The sequence below is a fragment of the Corallococcus sp. CA053C genome (assembly GCF_003611675.1).
In the GTDB taxonomy this organism is placed as follows: domain Bacteria; phylum Myxococcota; class Myxococcia; order Myxococcales; family Myxococcaceae; genus Corallococcus.
This window is the reverse complement of sequence record NZ_RAWA01000289.1, coordinates 1-12,769: the sequence shown is the minus strand read 5'-3', so window position 1 is coordinate 12,769 and position 12,769 is coordinate 1. Positions and strand designations below refer to the sequence as shown.

General features: G+C 69.4%; 12 protein-coding genes and 1 pseudogene. 6 read left to right on the top strand and 7 right to left on the bottom strand.

Features of this window, described 5'->3' with window-relative positions; genetic code table 11:
• Window positions 1–626: pseudogene (locus D7V97_RS44850) on the top strand (hypothetical protein); the annotation flags it as partial.
• A gap of 4 nt (window positions 627–630) precedes the next feature.
• Here the strand turns inward: D7V97_RS44850 and D7V97_RS30000 are convergent.
• Window positions 631–1,749: an alpha/beta fold hydrolase gene (locus D7V97_RS30000; protein ID WP_120614061.1), complete on the bottom strand. Its 1,119-nt coding sequence runs from the start codon at window positions 1,747–1,749 to the stop codon at window positions 631–633.
• A gap of 115 nt (window positions 1,750–1,864) precedes the next feature.
• Here D7V97_RS30000 and pssA point away from each other — a divergent pair, with 115 nt between their 5' ends.
• The 4 genes from pssA to D7V97_RS29980 all read left to right on the top strand — a co-directional run bounded on the left by pssA (window position 1,865) and on the right by D7V97_RS29980 (window position 6,111).
• Entirely contained in the window at window positions 1,865–2,728 is an 864-nt protein-coding gene (gene pssA / locus D7V97_RS29995; RefSeq protein WP_120614060.1) for a CDP-diacylglycerol--serine O-phosphatidyltransferase, read from the top strand.
• Between the two features lie 69 nt (window positions 2,729–2,797).
• On the top strand, window positions 2,798–4,063 hold the full coding sequence (locus D7V97_RS29990) for a CinA family nicotinamide mononucleotide deamidase-related protein (RefSeq protein WP_120614059.1): 1,266 nt from the start codon (window positions 2,798–2,800) through the stop codon (window positions 4,061–4,063).
• Window positions 4,060–5,544: a hypothetical protein gene (locus D7V97_RS29985; protein WP_120614058.1), complete on the top strand. Its 1,485-nt coding sequence runs from the start codon at window positions 4,060–4,062 to the stop codon at window positions 5,542–5,544. Before D7V97_RS29990 ends, D7V97_RS29985 begins: the two co-directional genes overlap by 4 nt.
• A gap of 57 nt (window positions 5,545–5,601) precedes the next feature.
• Window positions 5,602–6,111: a DUF1285 domain-containing protein gene (locus D7V97_RS29980; protein WP_199728985.1), complete on the top strand. Its 510-nt coding sequence runs from the start codon at window positions 5,602–5,604 to the stop codon at window positions 6,109–6,111.
• Here the strand turns inward: D7V97_RS29980 and recA are convergent.
• Window positions 6,108–7,133 carry a recombinase RecA gene (gene recA, locus D7V97_RS29975; RefSeq protein WP_120614056.1) on the bottom strand — a complete coding sequence of 342 codons (1,026 nt, stop codon included), beginning with the start codon at window positions 7,131–7,133 and terminating at the stop codon, window positions 6,108–6,110. The genes D7V97_RS29980 and recA overlap by 4 nt on opposite strands.
• Window positions 7,134–7,413: 280 nt before the next feature.
• On the opposite strand from recA, the gene D7V97_RS29970 reads away from it, so the two are divergent.
• Entirely contained in the window at window positions 7,414–8,790 is a 1,377-nt protein-coding gene (locus tag D7V97_RS29970) for an NAD(P)/FAD-dependent oxidoreductase (protein ID WP_120614055.1), read from the top strand.
• A gap of 17 nt (window positions 8,791–8,807) precedes the next feature.
• On the opposite strand, the gene D7V97_RS29965 is transcribed toward D7V97_RS29970, so the two are convergent.
• The 5 genes from D7V97_RS29965 to D7V97_RS29945 all read right to left on the bottom strand — a co-directional run.
• Window positions 8,808–10,445, bottom strand: a complete 1,638-nt coding sequence (locus D7V97_RS29965) for a YifB family Mg chelatase-like AAA ATPase (protein ID WP_233583312.1) — start codon at window positions 10,443–10,445, stop codon at window positions 8,808–8,810.
• 233 nt (window positions 10,446–10,678) lie between these two features.
• Complete coding sequence (locus D7V97_RS29960; protein ID WP_120614054.1) at window positions 10,679–11,185, bottom strand: biopolymer transporter ExbD; 507 nt, start codon at window positions 11,183–11,185, stop codon at window positions 10,679–10,681.
• Window positions 11,185–11,598 carry a biopolymer transporter ExbD gene (locus tag D7V97_RS29955; protein ID WP_120614053.1) on the bottom strand — a complete coding sequence of 138 codons (414 nt, stop codon included), beginning with the start codon at window positions 11,596–11,598 and terminating at the stop codon, window positions 11,185–11,187. The genes D7V97_RS29960 and D7V97_RS29955 overlap by 1 nt, the downstream gene beginning before the upstream one ends.
• A 102-nt stretch (window positions 11,599–11,700) precedes the next feature.
• Window positions 11,701–12,384, bottom strand: a complete 684-nt coding sequence (locus D7V97_RS29950) for a MotA/TolQ/ExbB proton channel family protein (protein ID WP_120614052.1) — start codon at window positions 12,382–12,384, stop codon at window positions 11,701–11,703.
• A 68-nt stretch (window positions 12,385–12,452) separates the two neighbouring features.
• A partial coding sequence (locus D7V97_RS29945; RefSeq protein ID WP_147445028.1) for an energy transducer TonB occupies window positions 12,453–12,769 on the bottom strand: 317 nt, incomplete at its 5' end.

Sequence of the window (12,769 nt, the reverse complement as noted above, 5' to 3'; positions counted from 1 at the left end):
AGATTTGTATAAGAGACAGGGGGCTCACGGCGACGAGCGGCCTGCTGGAGGACGTGGTCGTGAAGGACGCGGGCACCTACGGAGCCCTGCAGCTCACGAACTCGGACCTGGAGGTCCGGCGCTTCCGGCTGGAGGGTTCGCGCGAGTACGGCGTGGTGGCGGTGCAGGGTCGCCTGCGCCTGCGCGACGGAAGCATCCAGGGCGTGAGCACGGCGGACGGAATCGCCGGAGACGGTCTCCACCTGCGCCAGGTGGACGCGGACGTGGAAGCCGTCACGGTCCAGGGCGCGAAGGGCACCTGCGTGCTGGCGACGCAGCGAGCCCACGTGGTGCTGCGGGACGCCCGACTCACCACCTGTGAGCTCGCGGCATTGGCGGCGGATACGCAAGCGACGCTGGAGGCCCATGGCATCGAGGTCCACGACGCCGGAGGCTCCGTGCTGCTGGCCCTCGAAGACGGCCAGCTGCGGGCCGAAGCCCTCACCGTGAAGGACACCCGGAGTCCACTGGTGTCCGCCGACTGCGAGGGCCAGACGCGCGTCCAACTCCGTCAGGTCGATGCCCGCAACACGCAGGGCGTGGAGGCCCCCTGCGTCCAGCTCGAGCCCCCTCCACGACGCCCCTGACGCCTCAGCCCTGGGTGGGCGCGGGCGTTGGGGGCAGAGGGGTGGCGCGCTGCTCCAGCCACTCGCGGATGACGGGGTAGACCTCTGTCGGGGCGCCGGTGCCGAAGATGAGGTCGCCGTGGCCGTAGTCCATCTTGTCGCCACGGTCCCGACCGAAGATGTGCAGGGTGCGGTCGGGGGACGTGAGGAGCGCGTACTGCGACTCCACGTTCGCTGCGGTGGCCAGACGGTCCGCGCTGCCGCCCATCACCAGCACGGGCTGCTGGAGCTTCGCGATGCCCGCGCGCCAGTCCGTCTTCCGGTCATAGGAACGGAACGCGTCGTGGGTGATCCAATCCTGGAACTGGAGCAGCACCTTGCGGCTCATCGCCGCCATCATGTTGGCGGAGACCTGCCGCAGGATGCGCGGCGGCATGTGCTGCGGATTCACCACGAGGTCGGCCAGGGGCAGGGCGATGTAGCCCAGGAACGGGGCCACGCTGGCGCTCATCCACTCCTGCCGGATGGCGCCGGGCCACGCGGCGCGCACGCCGAGCGAGATGAGCGTGCGCAGGAAGGGCTCCGACTTGAGATGCACCGGCGCCCCCAGCTCCAGCAGGCCGGCGAGCTTTCCACCGTCGGCGCCCTGGGCCACGCCATAGCCCACCAGTCCCCCCAGCGAGTGACCGAGCCAGAAGGCCTGCTTCGCCCCGGTCTCCTTCAGGGCCAGCTCCAACAAGGCCGGCCCGTCCTGGGTGATGTGGTCATCGATGGTGAAGTCCGTGGGGCGCCTGCCCGGGGGCGGACGCCGTGAGTGGCCGGTGCCGCGCCACTCCACGGTGAAGCAGTCGAAGCCGGCATCATTGAGGTAGTGCGCCACGGAGTAGGGCGGCTCGAAGTCGAAGGTGTAGCGGTTGGCCGCCAGCCCGTGGCACAGCAGCACCGGCTCGGCGAAGCGGCGCACGGCCGCTCGCCGGGAGTGCACGGCCAGCTCCCAGCCATCGGCGCAGCGCGCCCGCAGCATCACGGGCAGCGGCCCCCGCAGGCGGTACCAGCGCCGCACCAGCAGGACCCACACGACATTGACCACGAGGAGGATGACCGCCGCCTCCAATCCCCACAGGGCCCAGCGCCCGAACGGCATTTCTCCTCCATGCGACCGGGGACCGACTCCGGCGCGAATAAAACCCTGCTAAGGTCCGTTCCCTCGCCGTTTCTGCCGCATGGGCAGCCGACCACCTGGGGAAGTCGAGGGAACGATGAAGCTACGGAAACTGATGTTCGTGCTCCCGAACCTCTTCACCGTCACCTCCATCTTCTGTGGCTTTTACGCCATCACCCTGTGTTCGGGTGAAGCGACGCCGGTGCAGCTGTACCAGGCGGCCCTGGCCATCCTCTTCGCCATGTTCTTCGACGGGTTCGATGGACGGGTGGCCCGGCTGACGAAGACGCAGAGCGACTTCGGCATGCAGCTCGACAGCCTGGCGGACGTGATGTCCTTCGGCGCGGCCCCGGCGCTCCTGGTCTACAAGTGGGCGCTGGCGCCCATGGGCTTCTGGGGCCTGTTCATTTCCTTCGCGTTCATGGCGTGCGGCGCCATGCGGCTGGCGCGCTTCAACGTGCTCGCCATGCGCAACCCGCACGGCGGCGGTGGCAGCTTCTTCGTCGGCCTGCCCATCCCGCTGGCCGCGGGCGTGCTGGTCTCGCTCATCATCTCCCACCACGTGGCCTCGCAGGGCGAAGCGCTGGGTGACGGCGCCCGCATGCCGGTGGCGGTGGCGGCCGGCGCGCTGTCCCTGCTGATGGTGTCCACGGTGCGCTACCGCACCTTCAAGGACGCGCGGCCCGGCCGGAAGGCGGCGCTCGTGTTCATGGCCATGGCGCTCACGGGCGGCTTCATTGCCCAGCAGTTCCATCCCGCCTGGGTGCTGGTGACGTACTTCTTCGCGTACCTCGTGATGGGCCTCGTGGAGTCGGCCGTCTCCGTGCGCAGCCGGCTGGTGTCGCGCAAGGTCGGCACGGGCGCTGTCGCCGCGGTGGCCGTGGCCGCCGAGCTGGACGAGGACGACGACGAGGACTCCGAGGCCAACGCCGCCCCGGACGACGGTCCCGCGTACCTCTGAGCCGCCTGGCACAGGACGCAGGACGCGGACCGTGCCCTCCCGGCCCGGGACCGCTAGGATGCCCGGCCCATGCGCGTCGAGCTGCTGTGCACCGGTGACGAACTCGTCACCGGCCTCATCACGGACACCAACAGCACCTACCTGGAAGCCCGCCTCTTCGACCTGGGCGTGAAGGTCGAACGGGTGACCGTCGTCGGTGACGTCCGCCCGGACATCACCGGCGCGCTGCTGGAGGCCTCGGCGCGCGCGGACGTGGTCATCGTGTCGGGCGGCCTGGGCCCCACGGCGGACGACTTCACGCTGGAGTGCGCCGCCGCCGCCGCGGGCGTGCCCCTCGAGGAGGACGCGAGGGTGCTGGGCTGGCTCAAGGAGCGCTACGCCGCGCGAGGCATGGACATGAACCCGGGCGCCCTGCGCATGGCGAGGATCCCCAAGGGGGCCGAGCCGGTGCGCAACCCCCAGGGCTCGGCCCCGCTGGTCATCCAGAAGCTCGGCCGCGCGCAGCTGTTCTTCCTGCCGGGCGTCCCGCGCGAATACCGCGCGCTGGTGGACGGAGAGGTGTTGCCGCGCGTTCGCGGCGGGCTCGCCTCCGAGCCCCACCGCACCTTCCGGGCCTTCCGCCTGCTGCGCACGGTGCGCCTGCCCGAATCGGTGCTGAACCAGCAGGTGATGCCGCTGGCCCCCAGCCATCCCCGGGTGGTGTTCGGCTTCCGCACGCACGCCCCCGAGAACCACCTGAAGCTGATGGCCGAAGCGCCCACCCAGGCGGAGGCCGACGCCGCGCTCGCCGCCGCGGAGGCCGCGTGTCGGGCGGTGCTGGGCACGCACGTGTACGGCGCGGACGGCAGCGAATACGCCCCCGTCCTGCTGGACCTGTTGGCGCGTGCCGGGCACACGCTGGCCGTGGCGGAGAGCTGCACGGGAGGCCTCATCGCGCAGGACCTCACGGCCGTCCCGGGTGCGAGCCAGGTGTTCGTGGGCGGCGCGGTCGTCTACACGGAGAAGATGAAGTCCGCCTGGGTGGGCGTCGCGCCAGAAATCCTGGCGAAGCACAGCGCCGTCTCCCGGCAGACCGCCCTCGCCATGGCCGAGGGCGTTCGCACCGCCTGCGGTGCGACGTTCGGCCTGTCGGTGACGGGCTACGCCGGTCCCGGAGGTGGAACGCCCGAGGACCCCGTGGGAACCGTCTACTGCGCGCTGGCCGGTCCCGACCTGGAGCCCCGCTGCGAACGGGTGTCGCTCGCGGGTGACCGCGACCGCGTGCGCCTGTTCGCCGCGGCCCACGTGCTGGAAATGTTGAGGTTGCACCTGCTCGCCGCCCCCGTGTCTCCATGAGTCGCTCCAAGTCAAAGCGTCCCCGTCCTTCCGCGCCGGAAGCTCCGTCCACGGTGCCCCAGGCTCCGCTCTCCGGCGCCACGCCCGCCCCGCCCGAGCCCGCGCCCAGCAGCCCCCTGCCGCTCGAAGCCGCTGCCCCGTCCACGGCCTCCACCGTGAAGGGCCCGCATCCGGTGCTGAGCGCGGTGCGCCTGTGGCTGTCGGCCTATCGCGTGGAGGTCATGCTGTTCCTGGTGGCGTTCGCGGTGCTGTCCAGCTTCAGCTCGCAGCGCTTCCTCCGGCAGAGCGCCGCGCCGCACTTCATCTACCAGGCGCAGTCCTGGCTGGACGGACGGCTCGATGTGGATCCGCAGGTGTTGCCCAACCTGGAGGACTGGGCCTGCGTGCGGCTCGTGGAGGGGCAGAAGGTGCGGTGCGAGGGACGCCCGCTCCGGGATGACCGCTGGTTCGTGAGCTTCCCGTCCTTCCCCGCCGTGGTGATGCTCCCCTTCGTCGCGTTGCACGGCTACCAGTTCAACGACACGTCCTTCGGCGTCTTCGTGGGCGCGCTCGCGGTGGCGCTCTTCTATTCGCTGCTGCGCTTCCTGGCGCAGGAAGGGGAGACCGAGCGCAACCGCGACGACAACGTGGTGCTGTCGCTCGTGCTCGCCTTCGGCACGCTGTTCTTCTACTGCGCCATCCGGGGCGAGGTCTGGTTCAGCGCGCAGGTGATGGGCGTGGCGCTCACGTGTCTGTACGTGCGCAACGCCGTGAAGGCCCGGCGCCCCCTGCTCGCGGGCCTCTTCTTCTCCATGGCCGTGCTCACCCGCACGCCGCTCGTGTTCGCGGGCCTCTTCTTCGTCCTGGAGGCGCTCTGCCCGGGACCGGATCGGCTGGCCCAGCTCAAGGCGCTTCCGACCACGTGGAAGCCTGCCTTCCGCAAGCTCGGACTCTTCGGACTGGGGGCCGGGCCGCTGGCCCTGCTCGCCGCGGCCTACAACGTCTACCGATTCGGCAAGCCGGGAGAGTTCGGCCACTCGTACCTCTTCAACAATCGGGTGAACGCGGACATCGACCGCTTCGGCCTCTTCAACCTCGAGTACCTGTCGCGCAACCTCCAGGCCGCGTTCCTCAAGCTGCCCCAGGTGTCGCTGTCTCCTCCGAGGCTGTCGTACGACCCGCACGGGCTGACGCTGCTGCTCACGCTGCCCCTGCTGGTGTTCCTGCTGGTTCCCCGCACGCGTCCTCGCATGCACTGGCCCCTGTGGCTGACCGTGGCGGTGTGCGCGCTGCCGGGCCTCATCTACCAGAACACCGGTTACATGCAGTTCGGCTTCCGGTTCAGCCTGGACTACACGCCCTACCTGCTGCTGCTCTTCGCCGTGGGTGGCTGGTCCCTGCGCAACCGCGCGGTGGTGGCCGTGCTGGCGCTTGGCGTGCTGGTGAACTTCTGGGGCGCCGTGGCCTTTCGCGGCTACACGGAGTTCGTCCGGAACTGGTAGGCGGGCGGGGCCCGGCGGCTTGAATTCGCCGAGCCCCACGCGCACATAAAGGGCGACATGCAACCTCCCACCGGTCAGCCCCCTCCTGGCAAGCGTTGGCACACCCGCGAGGACAGCGGCATCCGCCTCGATGCCGCGTTGCGCTGGTGGCACGACGACGAGCCCATCGAGCACCCGAAGATCATCGAGTTCTTCAACGCCTCCCTGGTCCTGGACGACGATGGGCGCTACCAGCTCCGCATCGCCCCGGACTGGTGCTACGTCCAGGTGGAGGACGCGGCTTATGAGGTCCGCACCGTGGACGTCACGCCCGACGAGCGTCTGTCCCTGCGCCTGAGCGACCGGACGGCGGAAGCGTTGGAGCCCTCCTCGCTCCAGCTCACGCCGGAAGGCGTCCTCACCTGCCGCGTGAAGCAGGGGAGGGCGAAGGCGCGCTTCTCCCGCGATGCGCAGTACCAGTTCGGCGAGCTGCTGGAGGAGGCCCCGGAGGGACACCTGGTGCTGCGGGCCGGACAGCGCCGGCTGGAGGTCCCCCTCTCGCTGGATGCGCTTCAACCGGCCTCCTAGGCCGCCTCGACGGAGGCCGCTGACACGGGCGGTGCCGCGGCACCCACCAGCTCGCGGGCGAGGGACGCCAGGACGTCCGGATGCTCGCGCAGCCACTCGCAGGCCCGCTCCCGTCCCTGTCCGATGCGCTCCCCGCGCAGGCTGAAGTGGCTGCCGGACTTCTCCACCACGCCCGCGCTCACCGCCAGGTCCAGCACCTCGGCGGCGCGGTGGATGCCCGTGCCATAGAGCACGTCGAACTCCGCTTCCTGGAACGGGGGCGCCAGCTTGTTCTTCACCACCTTCACGCGGGCCCGTGAACCCACCACCGCATCGCCCTCCTTGAGGTTGCCCATGCGGCGGATCTCCATCCGCACCGACGCGTAGAACTTCAGCGCGTTGCCACCCGTCGTCGTCTCCGGGTTGCCGAACATCACGCCAATCTTCATGCGGATCTGGTTGATGAAGATGATGCACGTGCCGGAGCGGCTCACCGCGCCGGTGAGCTTGCGCAGGGCCTGGCTCATCAGCCGTGCCTGGACACCCATGTGCGCATCCCCCATCTCCCCTTCGATCTCCGCGCGAGGCACCAGCGCCGCCACCGAGTCCACGACGATCAGGTCCACAGCGCCCGAGCGCACGAGCTGCTCGGTGATCTCCAGTGCCTGCTCCCCGGTGTCCGGCTGGGCCACCAGCAACTCCTCCGCGCGCACCCCCAGCTTGCGCGCATAGGACAGGTCCAGCGCGTGCTCCGCGTCGATGAAGGCCGCCACGCCTCCCACGGCCTGGACCTGGGCGATGGCATGCAGGGTCAGCGTCGTCTTCCCGGATGACTCGTTGCCGAACAGCTCCACCACGCGTCCTCGCGGATAACCGCCCACGCCCAGCGCACGGTCCAGCCCCACCGAGCCCGTGGGGATGATCGCCACCTTCTGCTCCGGCGCGTCCGCCCCGAGCGTCATCACCGCGCCCCGGCCGAACTGCTTCTCGATGGACGCCACCGCCGCCGCCACTGCCTTCAACTTCTCCGTCAGCCTGCTCATCTCGTCTGACTCCCTCGCCGCCCCGCGGGCTCGATGCCTCGGACGTGGAGACAGCAACGGACATGCCGCGCGAGTTCCCAGGCGAAGGTCGTTCCAGGTGCGTCCAGGTCCGTCATGTCCGTCCGGCACGGTGGAGCGGCACGGCTGTCTCCCGGCACCTGAGAAGACGCAAGGAAGGGCGTGTCCACATAAGCCGGCACGGGGGGACATGACAGCCTGGCTTGGGGAGCCAGACTGCATTGCATTGAATCCCGGGGGTGGCCGCGTGACTTCTTCCAGTGTGAAAACGACCCGTGAGAACCTTCCCCATGTGGTCATCCTGGGAGGCGGCTTCGGCGGCCTCTACGCGGCCCGGTACCTGCGAAAGGCAGGGGTGCGCGTCACGATGGTGGACCGCCACAACCACCACCTCTTCCAGCCGCTGCTGTACCAGGTGGCCACGGCCACGCTCAGCCCGAGCGACATCGCCGCGCCGCTGCGGGCGATGCTCGGACGTGATCAGGTCCAGGTGTTGCTCGCGGAGGTGACCGGAGTGGACACCGCGAACAAGCGCGTCCTCCTGTCCGATGGGGAGCTGTCGTACGACTTCCTCATCGTCGCCACGGGGGCCACGCACTCGTACTTCGGCAACGATGCCTGGTCGCGACACGCGATGGGGTTGAAGACGGTCGAGGACGCGGTGGAGATCCGTCGGCGGGTGCTGCTCGCCTTCGAATGGGCCGAGCGTGAGCCGGATCCCGAGCGCCGCCGCGCGCTGCTCACCTTCGCCATCATCGGCGGAGGCCCCACGGGCGTGGAGCTGGCCGGAGCCCTGGCGGAGATCAGTCGCCGTTCATTGACGGGTGACTTCCAGAACATTGATCCGCGAGACGCACGCGTCATCCTCATCGAGGGAATGGACCGGGTGCTCCCCACCTACCCCGAGAACCTCTCCCGCGACGCGCGCAAGGTGCTGGAGAACCTCGGGGTCGAGGTCCGCACGGGCACCCGCGTGACGAACATCGACGCCACGGGCCTGGACATGGGCGCCGAGCGTCTGGCGGCCCACACCGTGCTCTGGGCCGCGGGTGTGGAGGCCTCGCCGGTGGCCCGGTCGCTGGGCGTGGAGCTGGACCGCGCGGGCCGCGTTCCGGTGACGCCCGAGCTGACCGTGCCCGGGTACCCCCACATCTTCGTCGTCGGGGACCTGGCGCTCGTCAAACAGGAGGACGGAAGCGCCGTCCCGGGAGTGGCGCCCGCGGCGATGCAGGAGGGAAAGCACGCGGTCCGCAACCTCCGTCGCCAACTGGCGGGCCAGCCGATGCAGCCCTTCCGCTACTGGGACCGGGGCACCTACGCCGTCATCGGTCGTGGCCATGCCGTGGGCGTGGCCTTCAAACGCGTCCAGCAATCCGGCTTCGTCGCCTGGCTGGCCTGGCTCTTCATCCACATCACCTTCCTCGTGGGCTTCCGCAGCAAGCTGGCCGTGCTGCTCAACTGGGCCTACGCGTACCTGACCTTCGGCAGCTCGGCGCGCATCATCACCGGCCCCGTGTCCCGCCCCGATGCACGCGTCGCGGAGCAACTGCCCGGAGCGGCTGCGGAAGCGTCTCCGTCGGTCGTCACGGCGCCCCCTGCCGCGCGTGATGCCGCGGCCCCCGTGCGAGTACCCTCCTGACGTCTTCGGCCCGCGCGTCAGGCCTTGTCGCCTGGAGGCCGGCGACCGCCGCTGTCCGCCGGAGCCGCTCTCCAGGAAGGCGCAATGGGGCGTGAGGCGCCCGCCAGCCCCTGGGTGTTGGCGTGCAGCCAGCCCCGGCGGTCCAGCATCCGGCAGTCGACGGCGAGCTGCATGTCCACGTCCTCGATGCGCCCATGCCCTTCCAGGTCCGCGCGCGTCAGGGCCAGCTTGAGGATGCGGTCATGCGCGCGGGCGGACAGGCCATGGTGGCGGACCGCGAGCTCCAGCATCTGCTCCGCGCGGGATGACAGCACGCAGTAGCGGCGCAGCAGGTGGGAAGGCATCTGGGCATTGCAGTGCACGCCCGGCGCGTCCTGGAAGCGAGCGCGCTGCCGCTCGCGCGCGGCTTCCACGCGCTGCCGGTAGTAATGGCTGGGCAGCTCCTGACTCTTCGCCGCCAGCTGGTGGTACTCCACGGGCCGCGTCTGCACGGTGATGTCGATGCGGTCCAGCAGGGGACCGCTGACGCGCGAGTGGTAGTCGAAGACGCGGTGCTCCGGGCAGGTGCACGTGCGCTCCGGCACGTTGAAGTAGCCGCAAGGGCAGGGGTTCATCGCCGCCACCAACATCACCCGGCAGGGGTAGGTGATGTGCTGGTTCGCCCGCGCCAGATGGATGGCGCCCTCTTCCAGGGGCTGGCGTAGCACCTCCAGCACGTTCTTGCGGAACTCCGGGAGCTCATCGAGGAACAGCACGCCGTGATGGGCCAGGGACAGCTCTCCCGGGCGCGCCGCGGGGCCGCCTCCCACGAGCCCCGCGTCGGACAGCGTGTGATGGGGCGCGCGGAACGGGCGCTCGCGCATCAACGCCTGCTCGTCTCCCAGCAGGCCCTGGATGGAGTAGACCTTCGTCACCTCCAGGGCCTCGTCGAAGGTCATCTCCGGCAGGATGCCCGGCAGTCGTCGCGCCAGCATCGTCTTGCCCGAGCCGGGAGGGCCGGCCATGAGGACGTTGTGCCCGCCGGCCGCCGCGAGCTCCAGGGCCAGCTTCAGCTCCGGCTGGCCCCGCACGTCGGCCATGTCCGCGGTCGCCTTTCGCGGGCCAACGCCCGGCGTCGCCGCGCGCATCAACGGTGTCAGCGGGGCGCTGCCGTTGAGGTGACCCACGGCTTCGCGCAGGTGGGCCACCGGCAGCACCTGGAGCCCCTCCACGAGCGCGGCCTCCGTCGCATTGGCGGCAGGGACCATGACCCCGCGGAAGCCACCATTCCGGGCCGCCACGGCCAGCGGGAGCACTCCCCGGATGGGCTTGATGGAGCCATCCAGCGACAGCTCTCCGCCAAACAGGTAGTGCGCCAGTGGCTCCTCTTCCATCAGCCGCGCCGCGGCAAGCACCCCCAGCGCGATGGGAAGCTCGAACGCCGCCCCTTCCTTTCGAATATCAGCGGGGGCCAGGTTGACGGTGATCCGCTTCTGCGGAAGGTCGAAGCCGCTGTTCTTCAGCGCGGAGACGACCCGGACCTTCGACTCCCGCGCCGCCCCTTCCGGCAACCCCACGACGTTGAAGTAGGGCAGCCCGAGCGCCATGTCGACCTCGCACTCCACCACCACCGCGTCGATGCCCATCAACGCCCCCGACCGCACCCGAGCCAGCATCGTCTCCCCCTCGCCACCTGCGCTGGAGGAGGGCAGAGCAACGCCCGTACCGAAGCCATTGCCTCCCAGGCAGCCGGGAATGCCCATCCACCGCGTCAGACGTTCCGTCCCGGGCGAAGACGTGGGCCCCAAAGCAAGAAGCTCGCTGGCATTGGGGAAGGATCCCCGCCAGCGAGCTTCTCTTTGAACCCTGCGACCGCTGAGGTTGCGTCAGCCCTGTCCGGAGGAGCGGATCAGGGCGTCGGCGCGGGCGCGGGAGGCGCGCCTCCAGGCGTCGCCTCCGTGCCCTGGATGACCGCGTTCGGGGGCAGTTCGGTGGCCATGCCCAGGATCTTCGCTCCCGCGGCACGGGCGCCGTCGAGCGCCACGACGAGCTTGCCGTAGTTCGCCGCGTCGTCCGCCATGAAGAAGACGACCTTCTCGTCCGGCTTCTTGGAGTTCAACATCCGCTTGAGGCGGTTGACGTAGTCGGAGGCGGCGATCTGCTCCGTGTTGATGGAGTAGGTGCCGTCCTTGTCCACCTGCACGACGATCTGCTGGGCGTCGGGCTCCGGCGGCGGCTCATTCTCCATCTCCGTCTCCGGGACCCGGACGAGGATGTCCTTCTCCAGGAGGGGCGTCACGACCATGAAGATGATGAGGAGCACCAGCACCACGTCCACGAGGGGCGTGACGTTGATCTCCGAGTTCGGCGCGGACGCGGGCTTGACCCACTGACGCTGCTTGGTTCCTTGGGACATTACTTCTTCTCCTCGACACCCAGGGCGATCTGCTTCGCCTTCGCCTTGCGGGCGCTGTCCAAGACCTTGCGCACGTCGCCCACGTTCAGGGTGTTGTCACCCTTCAGCAGGATCTTCTTGCCCGGATCCTTCTGCATCTCCGCGGCGATCTTGTCCTGCAGGCCCTGCTCGTTGACCTCGTCGTTCTCCACGAACACCTTCTTGTCCGGGGTGATGGAGAGGACCAGCGGGTCGGCGTCCTTGCCGCCTTCCTTTTCAATCTCCGTGGCCTTGGGCAGCTCCACCGACTTGCCGCGCTGGAGCATGGGCGTCACGACCATGAAGATGATGAGCAGCACCAGCACCACGTCCACGAGGGGCGTGACGTTGATCTCGCTCTTGATGCCCCCTTTGGGGCCTGCTGACATTCCCATGCGTGCACCTGTGTCCGGGAAGGGGATCCCACCCCGGGGCAGCTCGGCTGGCTTCAGCCGGGCCGCCCACGAGGGCAGGGATGTCCCAGGGGTGGGCTTGAACTAAGCCGCGTGCGAGGAGTGGGCGCCGCCGCCCACATGCCGCGCAACCACGTCCAGGAACTCGTTGGAGGACTCGGAGATGTCCACGGAGCGGGCATCCACCCAGCCCTGCAGGAAGTTGTAGGCCATCACGGCGGGGATGGCCACCAGGAGGCCGAACGCGGTGGTGATGAGCGCCTCGGCGATACCCGCCGAGATGGTGCCCAGACCGCCGGAGCCGGCCGCCGCCATCAGCTGGAACGCGTTCACGATACCCATCGTGGTGCCCAGCAGGCCCACGAACGGCGCCGTCGAACCGACCGTGGCCAGCAGGCCCAGGCCGCGCTTCAGGCTCTGCACTTCGCGCTGCGCCTGGCGCTCCAGCGCCCGCGCCACGGATTCCACCGCGAGGTCCTTGTTCCCGGGGCTGATCCGGTACGCCGTCAGACCGGAGTTGATGACGCGGCCCAGGTGGCCCACGTCCTTGCCCAGGTTCGTGTTGGCTGCGGTGGTCAGGTCGCCCTTCGCGAGGATGGCGCCCATCTTGGCGGCGAAATTGCGGCTGTCCGCGCGCGTCTTGCGGAAGACGATGATCCGCTCCGCCATGACGACCAGCGACGCCACCGACATGATGGCGAGGGTGAAGATGATCATGCGGGCAAAGAGGCCCGTGTGGTGCCAGATATCAGCAAGAGTGAATTGCATGGCTGTGGAGCGCTCCTCCTCACGAGCGCGGGGTTGGATTCGGCGGACTGCTCAGCAGGTGCGCTCGATCAGCGCGGCAGCTTCAGGTTGAAGTTGAAGGTGTACTGGACCTCGACCGGCCGGCCCTGGAACGTGACCGGCTTGTAGCGTGAGGCGGCCAACACGTCCATCACGGCCTGCTCCATGTGGGGGAGCGGCTTGATGACGCGGCAGCGCTCGACCTTCCCCTCGGTCGTGATGACGCACTTCACGATCATCAGGCCCTGGACGCGCGCTTCAATGGCCTCACGCGTGTAGGACACCTGGGGGCCCGAGATCTGCTCCGGCCGCGTCATGCCCTGACCGAACGACAGCACATCCGTGCCCGTCCCGCCCAGCTGACCGC